This window comes from Nocardioides sp. QY071, assembly GCF_029961765.1.
Lineage (GTDB): Bacteria > Actinomycetota > Actinomycetes > Propionibacteriales > Nocardioidaceae > Nocardioides.
In genome coordinates, this window is sequence record NZ_CP124681.1 from 832805 (window position 1) to 854317 (window position 21513).

General features: G+C 70.8%; 20 protein-coding genes and 1 tRNA gene. 4 read left to right on the forward strand and 17 right to left on the reverse strand.

All coding sequences use genetic code 11. The features are described 5' to 3' along the window. Window positions 1-36: 36 nt before the first annotated feature. The 4 genes from QI633_RS03930 to QI633_RS03945 all read left to right on the forward strand — a co-directional run bounded on the left by QI633_RS03930 (window position 37) and on the right by QI633_RS03945 (window position 2170). Window positions 37-327 carry a hypothetical protein gene (locus tag QI633_RS03930; protein WP_282428170.1) on the forward strand — a complete coding sequence of 97 codons (291 nt, stop codon included), beginning with the start codon at window positions 37-39 and terminating at the stop codon, window positions 325-327. Between the two features lie 52 nt (window positions 328-379). Then, a tRNA-Ala gene (locus QI633_RS03935) sits at window positions 380-455 on the forward strand. A gap of 237 nt (window positions 456-692) precedes the next feature. After that, the gene (locus QI633_RS03940; protein ID WP_282428171.1) at window positions 693-884 is read left to right on the forward strand and encodes a helix-turn-helix domain-containing protein; all 192 of its coding nucleotides are present in this window, start codon (window positions 693-695) and stop codon (window positions 882-884) included. Continuing rightward, window positions 884-2170, forward strand: coding sequence for a tyrosine-type recombinase/integrase (locus QI633_RS03945; RefSeq protein WP_282428172.1), 1287 nt, complete (start codon window positions 884-886; stop codon window positions 2168-2170). The genes QI633_RS03940 and QI633_RS03945 overlap by 1 nt, the downstream gene beginning before the upstream one ends. Window positions 2171-2429: 259 nt before the next feature. Here QI633_RS03945 and mobF read toward each other — a convergent pair whose 3' ends face one another. The 17 genes from mobF to QI633_RS04030 form a co-directional block, all read right to left on the reverse strand. Further along, window positions 2430-5150 (reverse strand): MobF family relaxase, encoded by a 2721-nt coding sequence (mobF, locus tag QI633_RS03950; protein WP_282428173.1) that lies wholly within the window; start codon window positions 5148-5150, stop codon window positions 2430-2432. A gap of 597 nt (window positions 5151-5747) precedes the next feature. Then, on the reverse strand, window positions 5748-6176 hold the full coding sequence (locus tag QI633_RS03955; protein WP_282428174.1) for an Ohr family peroxiredoxin: 429 nt from the start codon (window positions 6174-6176) through the stop codon (window positions 5748-5750). Beyond that, on the reverse strand, window positions 6173-6967 hold the full coding sequence (locus tag QI633_RS03960; RefSeq protein ID WP_282428175.1) for an aspartate/glutamate racemase family protein: 795 nt from the start codon (window positions 6965-6967) through the stop codon (window positions 6173-6175). Before QI633_RS03960 ends, QI633_RS03955 begins: the two co-directional genes overlap by 4 nt. Next, window positions 6964-7989: an NAD(P)H-quinone oxidoreductase gene (locus QI633_RS03965; RefSeq protein WP_282428176.1), complete on the reverse strand. Its 1026-nt coding sequence runs from the start codon at window positions 7987-7989 to the stop codon at window positions 6964-6966. The genes QI633_RS03960 and QI633_RS03965 overlap by 4 nt, the downstream gene beginning before the upstream one ends. Continuing rightward, on the reverse strand, window positions 7986-8990 hold the full coding sequence (locus QI633_RS03970) for an amidohydrolase family protein (protein ID WP_282428177.1): 1005 nt from the start codon (window positions 8988-8990) through the stop codon (window positions 7986-7988). The genes QI633_RS03965 and QI633_RS03970 overlap by 4 nt, the downstream gene beginning before the upstream one ends. Window positions 8991-8994: 4 nt before the next feature. Continuing rightward, a complete protein-coding gene (locus QI633_RS03975) occupies window positions 8995-9528 on the reverse strand; it encodes a 3-hydroxyanthranilate 3,4-dioxygenase (protein ID WP_282428178.1) in 534 nt (177 codons plus the stop codon). Beyond that, on the reverse strand, window positions 9525-9962 hold the full coding sequence (locus QI633_RS03980; protein ID WP_282428179.1) for a RidA family protein: 438 nt from the start codon (window positions 9960-9962) through the stop codon (window positions 9525-9527). Before QI633_RS03980 ends, QI633_RS03975 begins: the two co-directional genes overlap by 4 nt. Then, window positions 9959-10768, reverse strand: a complete 810-nt coding sequence (locus tag QI633_RS03985) for a fumarylacetoacetate hydrolase family protein (protein WP_282428180.1) — start codon at window positions 10766-10768, stop codon at window positions 9959-9961. Before QI633_RS03985 ends, QI633_RS03980 begins: the two co-directional genes overlap by 4 nt. Then, on the reverse strand, window positions 10765-12219 hold the full coding sequence (locus QI633_RS03990) for a 2-hydroxymuconic semialdehyde dehydrogenase (protein ID WP_282428181.1): 1455 nt from the start codon (window positions 12217-12219) through the stop codon (window positions 10765-10767). Before QI633_RS03990 ends, QI633_RS03985 begins: the two co-directional genes overlap by 4 nt. Further along, on the reverse strand, window positions 12212-14116 hold the full coding sequence (locus QI633_RS03995) for an ATP-dependent acyl-CoA ligase (RefSeq protein ID WP_282428182.1): 1905 nt from the start codon (window positions 14114-14116) through the stop codon (window positions 12212-12214). The genes QI633_RS03990 and QI633_RS03995 overlap by 8 nt, the downstream gene beginning before the upstream one ends. Beyond that, window positions 14113-15267: a thiolase family protein gene (locus QI633_RS04000; RefSeq protein ID WP_282428183.1), complete on the reverse strand. Its 1155-nt coding sequence runs from the start codon at window positions 15265-15267 to the stop codon at window positions 14113-14115. Before QI633_RS04000 ends, QI633_RS03995 begins: the two co-directional genes overlap by 4 nt. A gap of 89 nt (window positions 15268-15356) precedes the next feature. After that, the gene (locus QI633_RS04005; protein WP_282428184.1) at window positions 15357-16310 is read right to left on the reverse strand and encodes an ABC transporter substrate-binding protein; all 954 of its coding nucleotides are present in this window, start codon (window positions 16308-16310) and stop codon (window positions 15357-15359) included. Window positions 16311-16403: 93 nt separating this feature from the next. After that, the gene (locus QI633_RS04010) at window positions 16404-17207 is read right to left on the reverse strand and encodes an ABC transporter ATP-binding protein (protein ID WP_282428185.1); all 804 of its coding nucleotides are present in this window, start codon (window positions 17205-17207) and stop codon (window positions 16404-16406) included. 21 nt (window positions 17208-17228) lie between these two features. Next, complete coding sequence (locus QI633_RS04015; RefSeq protein ID WP_282428186.1) at window positions 17229-18044, reverse strand: ABC transporter permease subunit; 816 nt, start codon at window positions 18042-18044, stop codon at window positions 17229-17231. After that, window positions 18041-18925: an ABC transporter permease subunit gene (locus QI633_RS04020; protein ID WP_282428187.1), complete on the reverse strand. Its 885-nt coding sequence runs from the start codon at window positions 18923-18925 to the stop codon at window positions 18041-18043. Before QI633_RS04020 ends, QI633_RS04015 begins: the two co-directional genes overlap by 4 nt. A 24-nt stretch (window positions 18926-18949) precedes the next feature. Next, window positions 18950-20590, reverse strand: a complete 1641-nt coding sequence (locus QI633_RS04025) for a thiamine pyrophosphate-binding protein (RefSeq protein ID WP_282428188.1) — start codon at window positions 20588-20590, stop codon at window positions 18950-18952. Beyond that, window positions 20590-21399: a cyclase family protein gene (locus QI633_RS04030; RefSeq protein ID WP_282428189.1), complete on the reverse strand. Its 810-nt coding sequence runs from the start codon at window positions 21397-21399 to the stop codon at window positions 20590-20592. Before QI633_RS04030 ends, QI633_RS04025 begins: the two co-directional genes overlap by 1 nt. Window positions 21400-21513: the final 114 nt, after the last annotated feature.

The following is a 21513-nucleotide window of genomic DNA, read 5'->3' on the forward strand; positions in this document are numbered from 1 at the left end:
CCGGCTGACCGGTCCGGTCGCGGGTAACGCCCGGCCATGACCCGTCACGACGACCAAGGCACCGCCGCCGACCGTCAGGCCGCCCAGCAGGCGCGGGAGCAGGAGAAGAAGTACGCCGACTCCGCGACCGCCGTCTCGCCCGACACCCAGACCTCCGATCCCGAGCGGGGCATCGAGGAGAGCCCGTTCGGCGGGGAGTCCGCCCGCGGGCAGTCGACCACCTTCGAGGACCCGCCCAAGCCCCGTGGCAGCTCCGACGTCGACCGCGGACCGCACGGTGACGAACAGCCGCGCCCTGCCGGTCACGCGGACGAGGACCGCAACTGACCATCCCGATTCGGAACGCGCGGGACGCGGGTGCTACCGTTTCTCCTCGCTTGGGGGTGTGGCGCAGTTGGTAGCGCGTCTCGTTCGCAATGAGAAGGTCAGGGGTTCGAATCCCCTCACCTCCACCAGGCTGAGCGTGGGCACCGTCCTCAAATCCAGGAGGACGAGTGCCCACTCTCCATTTATTCTCCAAGTATTCAGCCGCGAGCGGCGCCCGGCTGCGGCGCCTCGACGCGTCTCGTGCCCGCATGGTGAGTCTGGCGCACCTGAGGTGCATGACCACTCGCCTCACTGAACCCCGTCCAGTCCTCACGGACGGCATGGTCCGTCGGACGCCGGCCGCCCGACCTGCCATCGATGCGGTGGTGACGCTCACTGAGCTCTGTGACCACCTCCACGTCCCCGCGCAGACCATCTACGACCTGCGCTGCCAGGGCCGTGGACCGCGCGGCTTCCGGGTCGGACGCGAGCTCCGGTTCCGCGCCAGCGAGATCGAGGCATGGCTGACCCGGATGGAGCAGGACGACGCCCGTCGTCACGGCCCGGGGGCTGGCTGATGCCCGGGCGCCCCCGGACTCCCGTTGGCGCCTTCGGTGTCGTCAACGTGCGCCGTACCGGACGGCTGACCAAGGCCGAGACTCGGATCAGGGATGCGGACGGTCGGGTACGTCGCGTCACAGCCTCGGCCGCAACGGCGGCCGCCGCCCGCCAACGCCTGCACGACAAGCTCAGGACGCGGCCCGCCTTCGGCCGCGGTGGCACGCTGTCGGCCGACAGCCCGTTCCCCTCGCTGGTCGCGCTGTGGCTCGAGGACCTCGACCTGCAGGACCTTGCCGAGGGCACCAAGGAGAGCTACCGCGACCTCATCCGGCTCCACGTGCTCCCTGCCTTCGAGCACTTCATGCTCGGCGAGATCACGACCGGCCGCGTCGAGTGGTTCCTCAAGTCCCAGCTCGCGTTGTCCTACTCGCGAGCGATGCACTCGCGCTCGATCCTGAACCTGCTGTTCGGCTTCGCGCTTCGCAACGACGCGCTCGCCCGCAACCCGGTCGAGGGCACCTCCCAGCTGCGCAAGCCCAAGAACAGCCCGCAGGCACTCACGCTGGAGCAGGTCGCGGCGATCCGGAAGGCCGCGGCCGAATGGCGTACTGCCCCGGGGCTGCCGGGACCGAAGAGCGACGGCCAGGTCCGCGATCTGATCGAGCTCCTGCTCGGCACCGGGATGCGACCGGGGGAGGCATTGGCGCTGCGGCCCTGCGACGTCAGGGACACCGAGCAGGGCATGGTCGTGCGCGTGACCGGCACGGTCGTGTTGCGCAAGGCGACCGGCCTGATCCGGCAGGCGCACCCGAAGACGGCGAGCTCGGTCCGCGACATCCCGGTGCCTGAGTTCGCGGCCGTCGTGATTCGTCGCCGGATGAGGACCATGCGCCCGGACGAGGGTGAGCGCACCATCTTCGCCAACCGCACGGGCGGCGTGCTCAATCCCTACAACGTGCGGCGCACGTTCCGGGAGATGGTCGAGCTCGCTGGCCTCGGCGACACCGGCATCAGCCTGCGCTGGTACCGGCGTACGGCCGCGACCGTGATCGCCCGCGGCCTCGGCACCGACGCCGCCGCCACGTTCCTGGGCCACACCTCGAGCGCCATCACTGAAGGCCACTACATCGAGCCCGACCCGACCACGGATCATGCCCCCGCGGCGCATCTGGAACGCGCGCTGCGGCCCACCGCTCCCGTTCCAGACGCACTGGACACCTCAGGCGCCTTCGGGGAACAGCTCGAGCTCGAGGCGCTCTTCGACGTCGAGGAGGAGGCCGAGGGTGGCGATGCGGACGCCTGACTGCGGAACGCCGGACATCGCCGGTCGTCTCGTGTTGTCAGCGGTCGTCTCGGAGTGTTTCGTCGTTGGAGATCTTCTGCTTGACAGGCGGGTTGCGCGGGCGGACGGTGGTGGCGTGTCTTCTCGGGTTCGGTGCTCCGTGTCGCGCTGGCGGTCACGCGCCGGCCGTGGGCGACGACGGCTCCGGTGATTCAACGGCACCGTGCAATGGCGGTGCCGGACGGTGTCCGGCACCGCGCCGGGCGCGGGCCGGCCGCGGTCAGATGCCGATCCCGAGGTCTGCCGCGGACGGCGACGGGCGCAGCGTCGGGGGAGGAAGCGGGCGGCTGCCAGGACCGGCGGCGTTGGGGCCGTAGCGATCGATGTCGTTGATCGCTCGGGTGCGTGCGTGGGCGGGGCCGAGATCGGCGCGGTCGCGGTCGAAGACGTCGGTCCATTGGCGGCGGGCGTCCTCGACGGAGTCGGCGACGAGGTGGGCGGTGTTGGTGTCGCGGCCGCGGGTCATGGCGACGTACGCCGCTGCTGCGTCGGTGGTGTCGGTGATCGCGACGTGAGCGGTGGTGACGGTGTCGCCCTGGGCGCCATGGACGGTGGTGGCGTAGGCCAGCTCGACGAAGCGACTGGCGTACGGCGCCGGCACGACTCGGCTCGGTCCTGCTCCGTAACGGCTGCCGCCGGTGGGCGTCAGTTTCAGGCTGCCATCGTCGCCGATCCCGGTGACCGTCCACGTTTGTCGGTTCGCGACCTGGAGGTCGGGGTCGTTGCGTCGGGTGGCGACGCGGTCGCCGATCCCGATGACCTCGCCGGTCACGGTCGTCACGAAACTGCCCCACGGCAATGGATCGGACTCGTCGCTCGTGTCGATCCTCGAACGGGTCCTTGCGTGGCGGTCGCGGATGGCAGCGTTGAGGTCGGTGACGTGGTCGCGGCGGTCGGCCACCACGAGCTCGCCGCGGGCTCCGACATCGGCGAGGGCGGCGGTGCGTTCGACCTCGCTGGGATGGATGACCACCTGCCCGCGACGGAGGAGTTCGTCGAACACGGCGCCGGGGTCGTCGCTGGTGCGCATCCGGATCGTGAGGGCGCCGTACTCGGGGTCGGTGAACCGGTGGATGTTGTCGAGCGTGACGACTGCGGTGGGATGCGCCCAGGCGACGGCGTGGTCGAGCACGCCGCCACGGCCGACGGCGGGGAGCTGGTGGCGGTCGCCGACGAATGCGATCCGCGCCCCGGTCTCGTCGGCGATGGTGAGCAGTGCGGCGGCAGTGTCCTGGTCGAGCATCCCGGCTTCGTCGACGAGCAGCAGGTCGCCGTACTCGAGCAGTGCCCCATCGGCGGCCGAGGCGGCGGGGGAGGTGGTGGGTTCGCGGGTCCAGTGGCCGTCGGCGTCCCATCGCCAGCCGTGTTGGTGGATCAGCCAGGCAGCAGAATGTCCGTCGGCGCCGGTCTCTGCGGCGGCGACCTGCGCGGCCTTCAACGTGGGAGTGACGACGAGCAACCGGTGACCGCGCTCGCCGAGGAGCCGTTGGGTGAGCCGTAAGGCGGTGGTCTTCCCGCTTCCGGCGGCTCCCTCGACGACGACGAGACCCGCGGTGCCGGCGAGCGCTGCGGCAACCGCCCTCTGGTCGGGGTCCAGCCGTCCGGGGGCCAGGGCGTTCTGGCGTGCGGCGCGTGCCGGCTTCGAGCCGCGGGCAGTGAGGGAGCGGATGAGCGCGGCTTCGACGTCGAGTACCCGTGGCGAGGTGAGCGACCTGACGTGCTCGGGCACACCGGGCGCGGTCACAAGGCGCACGCATCGGGTCGCTGCGCGGACAGTGACGTCCTCGGCCAGCTCGCGACGAGCACGACCCTCGGTGACGAGACCGGCCTGGGCGAGGAGGACCTCGACCTGACCGCGGATGTCGGCGCTGTTCCACGCCGACTGCTTCACCCCGAGTCGGGAGATCACGAGATCCGCAGACGAATCGCGGTCGATCCGTCCCGGCAGCGTCCCCGCGACACCGATGGCTTCGGCCGGGTCGTGGTAGCCGAGTGCCACGAGCTCCTCGTTCCACCGGGCGACGAGGTCGTCGCCGTCGACGGGGATGACCTTGTCGGGGCGGGCTTGTGCCCACGCTCGCCGGTCCCATGCCTCGCGCAGCTTGGGTCCGGGTTCCTGCCCGGGGTGCGTGTGGCGCCACTCGGCTTCATGGGCGTCGAGGTTGCGGTGGATCTGGCGTGTGCGGGCGCTGAACGCCCCGACGTAGGGGGCAAGCTCACGGATCTCGGCGGTCACCGGGTCGAGGGTGAATCCGTGACGCGCGAGTGCGGCGCGGAACTCAGGGTCGGTCGCGACTGCGGCGTGGCCGATGCCGTTGATCGCGTTGATCGAGTCGCGGAACCCGACCGAGTGGATGCCACGCCAGCCGCCGGCCGCGAACACCCGTGCGTTCACTTGAAGGTGGAGATGGCGGTGAGGGTCGCCGGCGCGGGAGGTGTGATGCCGAATCACCGCGGCCTCGATCCTCTCGACCGGAACCTGAACCTGCCGTCCCCGCGGCCCGATCCGAGTGGTCGCGTGCTGCGCGACCCATCCGACGATCTCGACCGCGGCCCGGTCCTGCGCCGCGTCGAGCGCCTCGGAGATCTCCGGGTGCAGGGCAGCGGCCAATGACCACGTCTTGGGGCCGTTCACGACGACCTCGAGGAACCGCACGCCGTCAGCGCCGGTTCGGAGGCGGCCCTTCGGAGCACCGGTGTCGATGTCGATCCCTGCGACCCACTTCTCGTAGGTCTCGCCGACCATCGCGGGGGCTTCGGCGACGCCGTCGGGGGTCGCGATCAGGCGGGTGGCGACGGCGGTGCCTTCACCGAGGTAGTAGTCGTCGGCACGGGAACGGTCGCGCTCGACGTACGCGCGGGCAGCCTTGGGCGACCCGCGGTAGAACTTGACCCCGCCATGCACGCTGATCACCCCGCGCCCACTCGATTCCTTGCTCATCAGGTGGGCCGGCGGGGCCTACGGACCTCCGTAGCATGCGTGCCGCTCGAAGGGGAGGAGAAAACGGTGAGGGGAGGGACGACGTACCGAAGGTCGATAATGGTCGGTAGGGAAAGCGGGATTGAGGAGTGCGGGGAGGACGGATTGGGAGCGGCGGCCATTTCGGAGTCTGATCGTGTTCCCTGATGAGCCTCGGATGGCACGGCCTCCCGGCGGCCCATGTGGCGCGCGCCCACTGATGCAGGAGGTGTGCGGCACTTCGTCGGCGCTCACATCTACCGCAACGCTCATGCGCGCTGATGACCGATCATCGGGTTGCGACCCGGGTTTCGGGTGCCTCGTGGTGTTCGTGCGCGAGAGGCAGACAGAGGTCGGTGCCGGCGTCACGAGCGTGACTTGGTCCGCTCGATCGGCAGCGAGGTGACGAGGAGCGGAGAAGGACCGACCTCGAGGCGACAGGGGGAGAGGACTTGGCCAACTGGTCGCGTCCTCCGGCTATCGGGTGGCGAGACTGACTGGGGCGCTCCGCTGGGATGACCTTGCGTGGGCCGGCGTCGAACATCGACGGCCCACGCAAGGTCGATCGTCGACCGGCTCTCAGGCCTGCGCGGCGAGGGTGAGCTTCACCGGGATGTTGCCGGTGACTGCCTTGGAGTAGGGGCACTTCTGGTGGGCGGCTTCCAGCAACTTCTCGCCGTCCTCTGTCGAGACGCCGGGAGCGGTGACGACGAGCTCGACCGACAGGTCGAAGCCGGCTGCGCCGCCGGCGATCGTCACCCGGGCCTCCACGTGGGCGCCGTTCAGCTTGACCCGCTGGAGACGGGCGACCGAGGTCAGGGCGGAGAGAAAGCAGGCCGAGTACCCGGCGGCGAAGAGCTGCTCAGGGTTGCTGACGTCCCCTCCGGCTCCGCCGAGGTCCGCGGGGATGCCGAGGTCGAGGTCGACGAGACCGTCACCCGAGCGGACGTGTCCGTTGCGCCCGTCCCCGGTGGCGAGGGCGTGGGCGATGTAGCTGTACGTGGTCATTCCTGTGTCCCCTTGACGAGAGTGAGCAGTTCCTGGATGGCTTGTGGCGTCGCCTTGGCGAAGGTGCCGCCGCGGGAGACGGGCGTCCCGTTGGCCCGTGCGATGGCGACCGACGCCTCGGCCTGCCGTACGGCGAGCAGCGTCGGATTCGCCACCAGGGCGCCAGGGACCTCGACGTGGTCGCGCGCGCTGAGGAGGGCGAACAGGCCACCGGCCGACATCACGACGTCGACACCGCTCTGGCGGACCATGGCAGTGGCTAGCGAGACGAAGGTGTCCTTGATCGACTGGTACGCCGCCGCGTCGTCGTAGGCTGCGACCGCCTGGTCCGGCGTGAGGAGCAGGGGCCGGACGTCGACGACCCGGGAGGAGAGGCCGTAGCGCGCGATCTGCTCGCTGTGCCATGAGAGGTAGACGGGGTCGAGGGTGACGAGGCCGATGCGCCCACCGAGCATGCAGGCCTGTAGCATACTGGCCTCGCCGTGGCCGATGACCGGGATGTCGACTGCGGTCCGGGCCTCGTAGAGGCAGGCGTCCTGGAAGTGACCGACCAGGACGGCGTCGAAGCCCTCCTCGGCGGCCTGGACGATGCCGGCGACGGACTGGACGCCGCAGCGCAGCTCGCTCAGCCTGCCCAGCTGCGTGTCGGCGGGGCTGATGCCGCGCACCTCATAGGTGACGCCGGGTGCCGCGATCTCGGTGAGATAGGCCTGCAGCCTCGACAAGTAGGGCTGGTGGACGGCCGGGTCGGTGAAGCTCTGGTACAGGATCCGGGCGGGAGGACTGGTCATCGTGGGCTTTCGGTGGTCGGGGGCAGGTCCGCGAGGAGCAGGACCTTGCCGCGATGGCGGGACTGCTCGAGGAGTACGTGCGCTTCTGATGCCCTCTCGAGCGGGAGGACGGCGTGGGTGGTGGGGACGATTGCGCGGCTCTCGTAGAGCGGCCACACGTGTCGCACGAGGTCGGCGATGATCTGGTCCTTCTCGTGGTCCGGCCGCATCCGCAGGCCGCTGCCGGTGACCGTCAGGTTGTTCTTGAGCAGGGGCTCCAGGTCCATTGGCGCGGTCGCTCCGCTCTGGTGCCCGATCACCACCAGCCGGCCGCCACGGTCCAGCACCCGCAGGTTGCGCTCCAGGTAGGCCGCGCCGACGATGTCGAGGACCACGGCGGGCCGGATGCTGCGGGCGAGCAGCACTTCGGCGAAGTCCTGTCGGCGGTGGTCGATCACGAGCTCGGCCCCAAGGGCCTCGACGAACCCAGCCTTGTCCGGGGAGCCAACCGTGGTGGCCACCCGTACGCCGAGGGCAGACGCGATCTGTACAGCCGTCGTCCCGATGCCGCTGGCCCCGCCGTGCACGAGCAGCCAGGACCCCGGTTCGGGCTTGTGGTGCATGTAGAGGTTCGACCACACCGTGGCGGCGGCCTCCATCAGCCCGGCGGCGTCCACGGCGGAGACGCCGGCGGGTACGGGAGCGAGGTGGGCGGCACGAACGGCGACGTACTCGGCGTACCCGCCGCCGGGCAGGAGCGCGCAGACCTCACGGCCGAGGAGGTCGTCCGCGACGCCCGCACCGACCGCGACAACTACTCCGGAGGCCTCGAGGCCGAGGTCGGCGACCGCCGCTGTACCCGGGTAGCTGCCGGCGCGCTGCATCAGGTCGGCCCGATTGACGCCCGCGGCGATCACGCGAACCAGCGCCTCCCCCTCGTCGGGCCGCGGCAGGGCCCGCTGGGTCGTCGTCAGGACCTCCGGACCACCCGCTCCCGCGGCCACCACGACGCGCATGGTGTCGGGGAGTGACGTCGCGCTCACGAGACGGCGACCGCCTGGTCGAGCCCGAGCCACGTGGTCGCGTTGCCACGGAGCAACGAGGTGCGCTCAACCTCACCGAGGAAGGCGGCCCGGCGGACGAGCCCGCCCGCGGGCCGCTCGCCGAGCGGGTAGGGGTAGTCGCTGCCGACCATCACGCGCTCGGGACCCATGGTGTCGACCAGCAGGCGCAGAGGCGCCTCGTCGAAGACGACGGTGTCCACGAAGAACCGGTCACGGTAGTGCGAGGGCGGATGCTCCGAGGTGCCGATGATGTCGTGGCGCTCACGCCAGGCGTTGTCCATCCGGCCCAGCCAGTAGGGGAAGGAACCACCGCCGTGCGCGAAGCAGATCCGCAGGTCCGGAGAGACCTGGTCGAAGACACCGCCGAGTACCATGGCGAGGATCGAGAGGTGGGTCTCGGCGGGCATCCCCGTCAGCCACTGCGCCATCCACCGGTCGAGACGTGGCGAGTTCGGCAGGTCCCAAGGGTGCACGAAGACCGGTACGCCGAGGCTTGCGCAGTGCTGGAGGAAGGTGACGATGCCCGCGTCGTCCAGGTCTCGGTCCCCGACGTGGTTGCCGATCTCCACACCGACGTGTCCGTTCGCCAGTGAGCGCTCGAGCTCGGCACACGCGAGGTCGGGGTCCTGCAGCGGCACCTGGCAGAACGGCAGGAGTCGGGACGACTCGGCGGTGATCTCCAGCGCGAGGTCGTTGAAGATGCGTGCGATCGCGGCCGCGTCGGCGGGTGCCGCGTCGTACCCGAAGAACACCGGGGTGGGGGAGACGACCTGCGTCTCGACGCCGTCGGCGTCCATGTCGGCCAGGCGGACGTCGGCGGCCCAGGCCGCGGAGGTGATGCGGCGGAACTCGCGGGAGCCGATCATCATGGTCGCCTCCGCCTCGCCCGTGACGTCGAGCCACAGGCGCGGCTCCGGTCCGGGGAGCTGGGGCCAGCCGTGCGGCACGTAGTGCGAGTGCACGTCGATGGCGGGAACCACCTGCTCACCCCTTCCCGGGGTGCAGGGCGCCGCAGTGCTCGCAGGTGCGGGCCTTCTCGTCCTCGTAGAACGTGGTGAAGACGGGCGGTAGGTCGGCCACGATGTCGCGCACCTGGAGCTCGACCTCGTGGACCAGCCCTGAGCACTCGAGGCAGTACCACTGGAACTTCTCCAGCGTTCCCTCCTCGCGGACCCGCTCGATCACGACCCCGAGCGAGCCGGCCTCGGGGCGCTGCGGGGAGTGGGGCAGGTAGCCCGGGAGGAGCCAGGTCTCGCCCTCCTTGATCTCGACCGTGACCTTGCCCTCCGCGGTCATGACGTCGACGTGCATCGAGCCCTTGATCTGGTGGAACCACTCCTCGTACGGGTCGACGTGGAAGTCGGTCCGCTGGTTCGGACCGCCGACGACCTGGACGATGAAGTCCTTGCCCGTGAAGATCGACTGGTTGTTCACGGGCGGCTTCAGCTCCGCCTCGTGCTCGCGGATCCACCCCATGAAGTCGAGTGGCGGGGTGACGGACGTGGTCGGCTGGGTCATTGCGCTTCCTCCTGGGGGGTGGTGGCCGGTAGGTGTGCCACGGCCTGGATCTCGATGAGCAGGTGGGGGTGGGGCAGTTGGTGGACGGCGACGGTCGTCCGCGTCGGTCCGGTCTCGTCGAAGTAGGTGCCGTAGACCTCGTTGTAGCCACCGAAGTCATTCATGTTGACCAGGTACGACGTCACCTGGACCAGGTCGGCGAGGTCGCCGCCGGCGGCGCGCAGGATGTCGCGGATGTTCTCGATTACGGCAGTTGTCTGGGCCTGGATGTCGAGACGGGTGGTCCCGAGCTCGTCGACCTCGACACCCTCGAAGGTGTTGTCGGGACGCCGACTGCTCGTGCCCGAGATGTAGAGGAGGTCGCCCGCACGCCGCGCGTGCGGGAAGCGGCCGCGCGGCCGGGCCTTGGTCTCGACCAGGAAGGCGTCGCTCACTGCTTGCTCCTCTCACCGGCCGTCGCCACGACGGACACCTCCACGGCTCCGAGCCCCGCGACCTCGGCGCTGACCGTTCCCGGTCGGAGGGCGACAGCCTCGGTCGCGGCGCCGGCGAGCACGACCGAACCTGCCGGCAGCTGTAGCCCGAAACGGCGCCCGAGGGCGGCCAGCCGGGGGAGGGTGCGCAGCGGGTGCCCGAGGATCGCCGCCGTCGTACCGCTGGCGACGACCTCCCCGTCGATGCGCATCGTGACCGCCTGGTCGTCGAGGTCGACCTCGTCGAGCCCACGCCAGGGCCCCACCACGAACCGCGCGGCCGAGGTGTTGTCCGCGACCACACGGGGGAGGTCGAAGCGGAAACCGTCGTAGCGCGAGTCGATGATCTCGAGACCGGCGGCGACGCCCACGATGGAGTCCGCGAGGTCGAGCGCCGGGTTGGCGAGGTCGACGTCGGTGCCGACGAGGAAGGCGACCTCGGGCTCGACCCGCGGGTGGATGAGGGCGTCCAGGGCCAGGGCGCCACCGTCCGCCACCTGCATCGCGTCGGTGAGCCGGCCGACGATGAGCTCGTCGACGCCCATCTGGCGCATCTTGGCCTCGCTGGTGAACCCGAGCTTGAGGCCCACAGCCCGCTCTCCGCGGGCGCGCCGGCGGGAGAGCAGCGCGGCTTGGGTCGCGTAGGCCTCCTCGAGGCTCAGCTCGGGCCACGCCTGCGTCGTGCGGACCGGTGTGGCGCTCTGCTGCGCGGTGTCGAGGACCTCCGCGGCACCGGTGACCAGCGCGGGTGCCTCCGGCGCGCTCACAGCGCCACGCACACGTTCGTGGTCTCGGTGTAGAAGTCGAGCGAGTGCCGGCCGCCCTCGCGGCCGATGCCGGAGAGCCCCATGCCGCCGAAGGGCGAGCGCAGCTCGCGCAGGAACCACGTGTTGACCCAGGAGATCCCGGTCTCCATCTGCGCGGCGACCCGGTGCGCGCGTTGGAGGTCGGACGTCCACACCGCTGCGGCGAGCCCGTAGTCGGTGTCGTTCGCCCGGCGGACCGCCTCCTCCTCGGTGTCGAACGGCATCAGCGCCGCCACCGGGCCGAAGATCTCCTCGCGGACCACGCGGTCGCCGTCGTCCAGACCGGTCCACAGGGTCGGCTCGATCCAGAACCCGCCGTCGAGAGCGCCGCCCGGGGTGGCGGCTCGCCCTCCGGTCAGGGTCTTGGCGCCGGACTGCTCGGCGAGCTCGAGGTAGTCGAGGATCTTCCTCTGGTGGCCCCGCGAGATCACCGGGCCAGTCGTCGTCGCCGGATCCGAGGGAGCACCCATGCGCAGGCCCTCGGCGGCGGCGACGAGCCGCGCGGTCACCTCGTCGAAGACGGACCGTTCGATGTAGACGCGCTCCGTGCAGAGGCAGACCTGTCCGGTGTTGGCGAACACCGAGCGGGTCAGCCCGGCCACCGTCGCGTCGAGGTCGGCGTCGGCGAAGACGAGGGCGGCGTTCTTGCCCCCGAGCTCGAAGGACACCGGCCGGATCCGCGGCGCGACCGTCTTCATGATGCCGGCACCGGTCGCCGTGGAGCCGGTGAAGGTTACCCCGTCGATGCCCGGGTGGCTGGTGAGGTGCTCGCCAGCGGATCCGCTGCCGAACCCGTGGACGACGTTGTAGACGCCGTCGGGAACGCCTGCGGCGGCCAGGACCTCGGCGAGCACGGTCGCCGAGCCGGGAGTCTCCTCGGAGGGCTTCACGATCAGGGTGTTGCCGCACGCCAGTGCGGGCGCCAGCTTCCACGTCAGCAGGAGGAGCGGGAGGTTCCACGGCACGATGGCGGCGACCACGCCCAGGGGCTTGCGGACGGCGTAGTTCAGCGCCTGTCGGCCGTCGCCGAGGTCCTGGAGGTAGGACTCGACGCCTTCGGCGCCGACGACGTCGGCGAAGGTGCGGAAGTTGGCGGCCGCGCGGGCGATGTCGAGGGCGCGGGCTCCTGCCTCCGGCTTGCCGGTGTCGGCGACCTCGGCCGCCAGGAGGTCGTCTGCGCGCCGGTCGATCTCGTCGGCCACCCGGCGGAGCAGGGTGCAGCGCTCTTGGACGGTCGTCCGGCCCCAGGGCCCGTCGAGCGCGGCACGCGCCGCACGCACGGCTTGGTCGACGAGGCCGGCGTCGGCCTCGTGCACCCAGGCGACCTGCTGGCCGGTCGCGGGGTCGATGTCGGCGAACGCCTCGGCGCCGTCGGTGAACCGGCCGTTGATGAAGTTCTTGTATTCACGCATGGGATGTCCGTTCTGTGGGGGCCGAGTGGGGAGCCGTCGGGCGAGGTGGCTGGCGGTCCCAGGCGCCGTCGGTCCCGCGGCTGCGGAGCTCCGGCTTGCGGACCTTGCCGTTCTCCGTCAGCGGGAGGGCGTCGAGCCGGACGAGGAACCGGGGGATCGCGTACGCCGCGAGGCGTGGTCCGCAGAACGTGACCAGCTCCTCGAAGTCGAGGTCTGCGCCGTCCTTCACGACGACCGCCGCCATGACCTCGTCCTCGCCGAGCTCGGAGTCGACGGCGTACACCGCCACCTCCGCGATCGCGGGGTGGGCGCGCAGCACGTCCTCGACCTCGAGGGAGGAGATGTTCTCGCCGCGACGCCTGATCACGTCCTTGATGCGGTCGACGAAGCGGATGGACCCGTCCGGCTCGACGCACACGCGGTCGCCGCTGTGGAACCACAGGTCCTGCCAGGCAGCCGCGGTCGCCTCGGGCATCCGGAAGTATCCGGAGGCGAAGGCGAAGGGCTGGTCGCTTCGCAGCAGCAGCTCGCCCGGGGTGCCCGGCGGTACGTCAGCGCCGTCGGCGTCGACCACCCGCATCCGGAAGCCCGGCTGCAGCGTCCCGACATACCCGGGTCGTTCCTCGCCGAGCCGGGTGGCCACCACCGCGTTGGTCTCGGTCGAGCCGTAGCCGTCGAGAAGGGCGACACCGAAGCGATCGCGGAATGGCCGCAGGAGGCGGCCGGGAGTCGCCGGTGACAGCGCGAGCCGCACCCGGTGGGCGCGATCGCGGTCCGACGGCGGCTGGCTGTCGAGGATGCCGACCATCGCGCCGAGCAGGTACGTCACCGTTGCGCCGCTCTCCGCCATCTGCGTCCAGAAGCGAGACGCCGAGAAGCGACCGCCCAGCACGTAGGTCGCGCCGCTCACGACGGCCTGGCTGAAGGCGTTGAGGGCGTTGGTGTGGAAGAGTGGGAGGCAGGTGTGGAGCACGTCGTCGGGCTGGATGCCGATCTGGTCGCTCACGTTGTTGCCCCACCACCAGAACTGCGCGTGCGGGCAGATGACTCCCTTGGAGACGCCGGTCGTGCCCGAGGTGTAGAGGATCGCGGCCGGGTCGCCGGGCGCCGCGGCTGCGGGTGGCACGGGCTCGCCCATCGGCTCGGTCTGCTCGCCCAGGACCCACCGCGCCTCGAGGTCCGGCAGCGGCGGGAGGTCGTCGAGGTGTGTCTCGATGTCGGCCTCGACGACCAGGAGCCGAGCCTGGGAGTTGGCGAGGATGTGGTGCAATTGGGTCCCGCGCGCGGCGGTGTTGATCGGCACCGCGACTGCTCCCAGCCAGGCCGAGCCCAGCACGACGTCGAGCAGCTCCACCCGGTTCGAGACGAGGAAGGCGACCCGGTCCCCCGCGGCGACCCCCCGCGCCGACAGGGCGCCCGCTGCACGCGCGACGGCCTCGACCATCTCGGCAGCGGTGCGGCGCACGTCTCCGCACACGAGAAGGGGAGCCTCCGGCGTCAGGGCCGCCCGGGCGACCAGCATGCCCGGGACCGTGCACTCGCGCAGCGGCGTGTCCCGCGGGAGTCGGCGGGGATCGTCGCCGTCGTCTGCGCCTGCGTGCGTGGGGTCGGGGACGTAGGCGGCAGGGCCCGGCGCGGTCGGGGACGTCGTGAGCGGCAGCTCCCGTTGCAGGGGAAGGTCCTCGGGAGCTCCGACCAGTCGCGCCACGACGTGGAGGTCGCCCTCGCACACGACGGTGAGCAGCGTCGTGCCGTCGGCGGTCTGCGTCGAGGCGACGACGCGACCCCGCTCGACGTGCACGTCGGCGAAGTCCTGGTGCCCGCAGCCGGGGCACAGCAGGCGGCGGGGGAAGAGGTGCTCGCCGCAGCCGCGGCAGCGCTGGACGTGGAGGCTCATGCGACCGCCTCCAGCACCGCGACGTTGCCGCAGGACCCGTGCCGGTAGAGCACCATGCCGTAGCCGGTGACGACGCCGATACGTGCATCGACCTGCCGGCCGGACGCGCGCCCGCGCAGCTGCTGCACGACCTCGACTACGCCATGCATGCCGCCCGCCGCGCCTGCCTGGCCGGCGGAGAGCTGGCCGCCCGAGGTGTTGACGGGCAGGCGCCGGGTGGCGATCTTCTCGGTGATGAGGCCCTGGATGGCTTCGGGTCGGGCCACGCCGAGGTCGACGAGCTGCGACAGCACCATGGCGGGGTAGTCGTCGTACACGCTGATCACGTCGGCGTCGGCCGGTGCCACTCCTGCCTGGTCCCAGGCAGCGGGGGCGCAGCGGGCGACGGCGGTCTCGATGCCGTCACCCGACTGGTTGTCGGCGTTGTAGGAGGTGGTGACCGCCAGCACCCGGGCGCGGCGGCCGGTGGCCCGCTCCTCGCTGGTGACCACGATGGCATCCGCACCGGTCACCGGCGGAACGCAGTCGAAGCGGCCGAGCGGGGACGCGACGAGCGGGGCCTCGAGGTACTGCTCCAGCGTCATCGGTGAGCGGTAGACGGCTCCCTCGTTGAGCCCTGCCCACGCGCGCTGGGCGACGACGAGGTCGCCGTAGTCCCTCCGGTCCAGCTGCCACGCGGCCATCTGCCGCTGGGTCAGCATCGCGAAGAGGGCGTTCGGACCCGTCATCGGCAGGTCGGCCAGGTGGTCGACCGTCGCCTGGTTGTAGGCCTTGACCAGCCGGGTGTGCGCTGCGTTGTCCATCGCGTCGCCGGCGACCAGCACGACGACCGACGCGTCGCCGGCCTCGACCGCGCGTACCGCGTGCTGCAGCATCCCTCCGGCACTCGCACCGCCGTTGGTGTCCTGCATGAGCCAGCGGAGGTTGAGGCCCAGCCGCCAGGCGAGGTCGATGGCGTGGTCCGGGCCGAGGGTGAAGCTGGCGACACCGAGCCCGTCCACGTCGCGCGGCTCGAGGCCCGCGTCACGCAGGGCGCGGACCACCGCGTCGCGCAGGACTCCGGCGGTCGTGGTGCCCGCGCTGGGGTGACGGGTGTACGGCGACTCGGCGGCGCCGACTATCGCGACGTGGTCGCGGTGGGGGTGGGACATCGGGTCTCCTCCGGCGGGCCGCGCCGGTCAGGGCGCGGCCCGCGCTGGTGGGGGTGGGGACGTTCGTCAGTGATCCCGACGAAAGGGGCTCAGCTGGCGTCCTTGTAGAGGTCGCCGGCGTCGATGGAGTCCTTGAGCAGGCCGACCTCGACCATCAGGTCGATGACCTTCTGCACGCCCGCGGCGTCGAAGTCGACCTGGTAGTGCGGGAGCCGCATCTTGGCGGCGACGTCCGCGCTCATCTCGGTGTACTTCGGCATCATCGCCTCTGCCACGCCGTGGGGGTCGGCCTCGATGTCGTCGACCGCCTTGGCGAGCGCGGCGCGGAAGCCAGAAACGACGTCGGGCTTGTCGCCCAGGTACTTCTCGGAGGTCGCGAACAGGCCCTGCGGTCCCTCCTGGTAGCCGACGAGGCGGACGTCGAGCTTGGCCTGGGTGGCGCTGAGGGTCGGCTCGGTCTGGAAGATGCCGTCGACGTCGCCGGCCTCGAGGGCGGCGGCCATGTTGGCCTGGGGAATCTCCACGAAGGTGACGCTGTCGGGGTCGAGGCCCTCTTGCAGCAGCACGCCGCGGAACCAGATGTCGCCGACCGAGCCCAAGGACGGGGTCGCCATCTTCTTGCCGACCATGTCGGCGGGCTTCTGGATTTCGGAGTCGGCCAGGACATAGAGGCCGGCCGCGTACTCCTCCGTCCCGGCGATCGCGGGTGCGGCGATGGTGACCGGGATGCCGGAGGACTTGGCCGTGATCAGCGAGGGGTAGGACACCAGGGCCAGGTCGGTGCTCCCGGAGACGAGGGCGTTGATGGTGGTGGCGCCGTTCGCGGCGGGGGTGAGCTCGACGTCGAGTCCCTCGTCGGCGAAGTAGCCCTTCGCGATGGCGTCGTACACCGGCAGCGAGTCGCCGACCGGGGGGATGGAGAGCGTGACCTTGGTGAGGCCGTCGGCGGTGGCTGCGTCGTCGTTGCCGCAGGCGGTGGTCGCGCCCGCCAGCAGCAGCGTGAGCGCAAGCACGCCAAGTCGTCGCTTGGTGCCCAGGTTCATGGGTGTAACTCCTTTGAAGTCTTCTTCGTCGCAAGTGGCAGCGAAGGTCGCGGACGCGGGGCTGCGTTTAGTCGCTGGCCCTACGGCGTGGTGTCAGTGAGGGGCTTCTGCGGTGGACAGGCCACCGGGACACGCCTGTCGGATCAGTCGGGCTACCTCGCTTCTCGTTTCCACGAAGGACGGGTTCTCTCGGGTGCGGATCTGGTCCCGCGGGAAGGCGAGCGGGACGGGGACGTCGGCCGTCATGACGGTCGGCGCCTTGCTGAGGGACAGCACCCGAGTGCTGAGGTAGACGCTCTCGTCCACGTCATGGGTGACGAAGAGGATCGTCACGTCGAACTGCTCCCGCACGCGGAGCAGCAGGTCTTCCAGGTCGGAGCGCGTCTGCGCGTCGACCGAGGCGAACGGCTCGTCCATCAGGAGGAGCTCGGGGCGCATCGCCAGGGCCCGGGCGATGGCGACACGCTGCTGCATGCCGCCGGAGAGCTGCCACGGGTACTTGTCGGCGGCGTCGGCCAGGCCGACCGCGGCCAGCGACTCGGCTGTCCGGGCACGCCGCTCGGCCTTGGGGACTCGGCCCAGGAGGGGGAACTCCACGTTGGCCCCGACACGTCGCCAGGGGAACAGCGACGCCCGGTAGTCTTGGAAGACCATCGCGAGGCCCTGGGGAACGCCGGTGATGACTTCCCCTGACAGCGAGATCGTCCCGTGCGTGGGCCGGAGCAGGCCTGAGAGGGTGCGCAGCAGGGTGGTCTTGCCGCAGCCGGAAGGGCCGACGATTGAGGCGAACTCGCCGCGCCGGACCTCGAAGTTGACGCCGTCGAGGACTGTCTGGTCGCCTTGGCGAGTGCGGTAGGTGTGGCGGAGGTCGGCGACCTCGAGGAGTGCGTGGGACATCGTGGAGCCTTTCGGGCCGGGTCAGTCCTGGACGGACATCTGGAGGCGGTGCCAGCGCATGACGCCGGACTCGACCCCCGTGAGGATGAGGTTGGAGAGGTAGCCGAGCAGCGACAGGGCGACGATGAACGACCACATGGGTAGGAACTGGAAGGAGCGTTGGGCCTGGGTCAGGCCGAACCCGATGCCGTCGGAAGCGGCGACCAGCTCGGAGGCGATCAGCAGGATGATGCCCAGCGACGTCGAGACGCGGATCCCGGCGAAGATGCCCGAGCTGGCTGCGGGCAGGATCACCTGGAACAGGACCCGGACACGTGACACCCGCGCCACCCGAGCCGTCTCGATGTAGCCCTCCGCCACTCGTCGTACGGCGCTGTAGGTGTTGAAGAGGACCGGCCACACGGCGCCGAAGGCGATCAGCGAGACCCGCATCGTCGTTCCGGTCCCGACCAGCACGAGCGCCAGCGGGAGGAGCACGGGACCCGGCAGCGCGCGCATGAAGTGCAGGATCGGCTCGACGGTGTGGGCGACCACCGGGACCCGCCCGAGGAGCACACCGAGGGTGATGCCGACCGACCACGCGATCGCCAGGCCGATCAGGAGCCGGCGGAGGCTCGGCGTGATGTCGACGAAGAAGGCGTCGGTCACGATGCCGCCGGAGAGGCCGTCGGAGAGCCACCGCTCCCGTACGTCGCTGAAGATCTCCAGCGGTGTCGGGAAGAACAGCGACTCCGAGCGTGCGGTGGCGAGCTGCCAGGCGACGAGCAGAACGACGGCGGCGCCCCAGCCCACGGCAATCCGGAGGATCCGCTCGTTCCCGGTGACAGAGGTGTTCACGAGTCCTCCCGGTGTGCCCAGCCGGCGAAGCGGCGTTCGAGTGCCGTGACGACGGCGTTGACGAGGAGTCCGAGCACGCCGGCGACGACGACGCCCGCGCAGACGGTGTCGATGCCGCCCGGGAGCATGCTCTGCTGGAGCAGCCAGCTGCCGAGCCCGTCACGGCTCCCGCCGATGAACTCCGCACCGACGCAGAGGATGAGGGCCACGGAGGCCGTGATCCGCACGCCGGTCAGGACCGACGGCACGGCCGAGGGCCACACGACGCGGAGGGCGACGGTGCGCCGCGACCACCCGAACGAGCGAGCGGTGGCCCGCGCCGTTCCATCCGTCGAGTGCACGCCGTGGATGGTGTTGATGAGCAAGGGCCAGACGCATCCGAGGGCCACGACGGCCGCCTTCATCTCCAGACCCTGGCCGACGACCAGCACCAGCAGGGGAACCAGGCCGACGGGCGGCAGCGGTCGGAGCAGCTCGACCACGGTGGCCGTGGCGGCATGCAGCCGGTCGGACAGCCCGAGCACCAGTCCCGCCGGCACGGCGATCGCGATCGCCAGGGCGAGGCCGACGAAGGCCGCCCACAACGTGGCGCCGATCTGGTCGAGGAAGACCGGGTCGCCGACGAGCTCGGCCGCACTGGCCACCGTCGTCGACGCCGCCGGAAGCACGTCGCGGGGAAGCAGGTCGTACCGGGCGACCACCTCCCACAGGGCGAGGAATCCCACGACCCCGGCCGTGCCGCGTCCTGCGATGACGGCGCGTTCGACGCTTCGGTCGCTGCGCAGCACCCGCCTTCGAGGGCGTGCGCTGACGACGGTCGTACGTGTCCCCACGCCGACCTTCTCGGTGGCGGTCAGCACCGCTGGCTGCCTGCTCTCCATGTGTCCTCCAGTCCTCGGTCCGGCTCAGTGGCCGAACGCCTCCTGCAGCCACCAGGAGCCCTCGCGCGAGAGCACCTTGGCGTCGATGACCAGCGGCCGGGTCGGACCGGACGAGACCCAGTCCTTGACCGGAGCCAGGTCCGCGGCTTCGCGAACGGTGATCGCCTCGCAGCCGTGGCCGCGCGCGATCGCGGCGAGGTCGCTGTCGGGGAAGACCACGGCGTCCAGCGGCGGGCCGTCGAATCCGAAGTGGTGCACCTCGGCGCCGTACATGGCGTCGTTGTAGATCACCACGAGGAGGGGCACCTCGAGCCGGACCGCGGTCTCGAGCTCGGTGATCCCCATCAGGAACCCACCGTCCCCGACACCGACGACCGGCAGCCGGGTGGGCTGGGCGATCGCTGCACCCAGACCGGTGGCCAGTCCCAGCCCGACCGACTGGAAGGCCTGCGTGAAGCAGAAGCCGTACTCGTCGGGGACGTCGAGGTACATGCTGGGGTAACCCAGGAAGTTGCCGGAGTCGACCGAGACGATGCGCTCGCTGGGCAGGAGCCGGTTGAGCTCCGACGACAGGGTCCGGGGATCGATCCGACCGTCCGCCGTCTGGTCGGTGAAGTCGACCTGGTTCCAGCGCAATGAGGAGCGGATGCGCTCACCGACCTCGGACGTCCGGTACCCCGGGTCGTCGCGGGGTGTCTCGCGCAGGGCCGCCGTGGTGGCGCGGGCGGTCTCGGCCGCGCCACCCCACAGGCCGAGGTCCACGTCGCGGTTGCGGCCGATGGCCTCGGGGTCGATGTCGACCTGGACGACCTTCGCGTGCTCTCCGATCAGCTTGCCGTGCCGCATCGTCCACATGTTCAGTGCGCATCCGAAGCCGACGACCAGGTCAGCGCTGCTGACCAGCTCGGCGGTCAGAGGGGAGCTGAAGCCGCCGGACACGTCGATGCCCCAGGGGTCGTCGTTGAAGAGCCCTCGCGCGACGGCTGATGTGGCGAGCAGTGCGCCCGAGACGGCGGCCAGCTCGCGGAGGGCCTCCTTCGCGCCCTCCGCGCGGCTGCCGCGGCCGGCCACGAAGACCGGGCGTTCGGCGGAGCGGATCAGCTCGACGAAGCGGGCGATGTCCTCGGGTGAGGGCTGCGGCATACCGACGGGGGCGAAGGCGCGCCGACGGGCATCGGCCGGCAGCTCCATGTCCTGGACGTCGATGGGGACGTTGAGCACCACGGTGCGCTGCTGGTTCCTGCAGGTGGCGTACGCGCGGGCGACGTCCACCAGGGCGGTCTCGGGGGAGCGGACCCGCATGGCGATCGCTCCGGCACCCTCGGCCATACCGGCCTGGTCGATGAAGAAGTTGGACGTCGGCTCGGTCGCCTCGGCGGTCAGCACGAGCAGCGGGGTCCTGCTCTTGGCGGCTTCGGCGATGCCAGTGAGCGCGTTGGTGTAGCCGCAGCCCTGGTGAAGGGAGAGGACGGCCACCTCGCCCGACATGCGGGCGTAGCCGTCGGCCATCGTGGCGGCTCCGCCCTCGTGGCGGGCCGCCACGAACCGGGCGCCGTGCGCCACGAGCGCGTTGGTGTAGTGGAAGTTGCCGCTGCCGACGACGCCGAACGCGACGCGGACTCCGAGGTCGACGAGCTGCTCGCCGATCGCTTCACGAACCAGCATCAGTCCACCTCCGAGGCGTTGCCGGGAACCAGGGCGAGGACGCGGGCAGGGCTGCCCGACCCGCCGACGATGGGAAGTGGGGCGACCACGATCAACGTGCCCGTCACGGGCAGGAGGTGCAGGTTCTGCAGCTGGGTGATGCCGTACTTGTCGGCCCCGAGGAGGTGGGTGTGCACGGGGAAGGCCGGCTCGAAGCCGAAGGCCTGGCCCGCGTCCGTGCCGACCGTCTCGACGCCGAACCCGACGATCGCGGTCTCCTCCGCCAGCCACCGGGCGCACTCCGGCGTCACGCCGGGCGTGTGCGGTCCGCTGTCGTCGGCGTTCAGGAACAGGTCCTGGTCGTGGGACCGGGCGGCCCAACCGGTGCGGTAGAGGAGCCACCCCGCCGGGAGCTTGCCGTGCGCGCTCTCCCAGCCCTGGACGTCCTCGACGGTCAGCAGGTAGTCGGGATCCTCCGCGACCTCGGCGGTCTTGTCGATGACCACCGCGGGCCCGACCAGCCGCTGCGCCGGGACCTGGGAGACGTCACCGTGCTCGATGCCCGTCACCCAGTGGCAAGGGGCGTCGAAGTGGGTGCCGACGTGCTCGCCGGTGTGGATGCCGTTCTGGTACGACGTCTCGCCACGCTCGTCGTACTTGGCGAGCTCCTCCAGCTCGAAGCGCGGGATCGGCGCCATGCCCTCGGGGAGGGGGAGCACCGGGGTCGAGGAGGAGAGCGGGGCGGTCAGGTCGACGACGCTGACGGCACCGGACGTGAGTGCGTCGCTCCAGTCCGAGGGCCGGGAGGCCGGAGAAGCCGGGGGATTCATGCCGAGAACTGTGCTCGGAGTGAGACCTGGACCACCAATGCCAAAGCGGGCCCAGGTATAACTATTAAGGTATGCCTGGAGGCTGCGGTATACGCTGCTGGCGGCAAACGACCA

Bases quoted from the DNA above. Each gene is read 5' to 3' on its own strand.
- QI633_RS03930 (WP_282428170.1), top strand. From the start codon at position 37: ATGACCCGTCACGACGACCAAGGCACCGCCGCCGACCGTCAGGCCGCC.
- QI633_RS03960 (WP_282428175.1), bottom strand. From the start codon at position 6,967: ATGACCAGTCCTCCCGCCCGGATCCTGTACCAGAGCTTCACCGACCCG.
- QI633_RS04020 (WP_282428187.1), bottom strand. From the start codon at position 18,925: ATGGAGAGCAGGCAGCCAGCGGTGCTGACCGCCACCGAGAAGGTCGGC.
- QI633_RS03995 (WP_282428182.1), bottom strand. From the start codon at position 14,116: ATGAGCCTCCACGTCCAGCGCTGCCGCGGCTGCGGCGAGCACCTCTTC.
- QI633_RS04030 (WP_282428189.1), bottom strand. From the start codon at position 21,399: ATGAATCCCCCGGCTTCTCCGGCCTCCCGGCCCTCGGACTGGAGCGAC.
- QI633_RS03975 (WP_282428178.1), bottom strand. From the start codon at position 9,528: ATGACCCAGCCGACCACGTCCGTCACCCCGCCACTCGACTTCATGGGG.
- QI633_RS03945 (WP_282428172.1), top strand. From the start codon at position 884: ATGCCCGGGCGCCCCCGGACTCCCGTTGGCGCCTTCGGTGTCGTCAAC.
- QI633_RS04000 (WP_282428183.1), bottom strand. From the start codon at position 15,267: ATGTCCCACCCCCACCGCGACCACGTCGCGATAGTCGGCGCCGCCGAG.
- QI633_RS03955 (WP_282428174.1), bottom strand. From the start codon at position 6,176: ATGACCACGTACAGCTACATCGCCCACGCCCTCGCCACCGGGGACGGG.
- QI633_RS04010 (WP_282428185.1), bottom strand. From the start codon at position 17,207: ATGTCCCACGCACTCCTCGAGGTCGCCGACCTCCGCCACACCTACCGC.
- mobF (WP_282428173.1), bottom strand. From the start codon at position 5,150: ATGAGCAAGGAATCGAGTGGGCGCGGGGTGATCAGCGTGCATGGCGGG.
- QI633_RS04005 (WP_282428184.1), bottom strand. From the start codon at position 16,310: ATGAACCTGGGCACCAAGCGACGACTTGGCGTGCTTGCGCTCACGCTG.
- QI633_RS03990 (WP_282428181.1), bottom strand. From the start codon at position 12,219: ATGCGTGAATACAAGAACTTCATCAACGGCCGGTTCACCGACGGCGCC.
- QI633_RS04025 (WP_282428188.1), bottom strand. From the start codon at position 20,590: ATGCTGGTTCGTGAAGCGATCGGCGAGCAGCTCGTCGACCTCGGAGTC.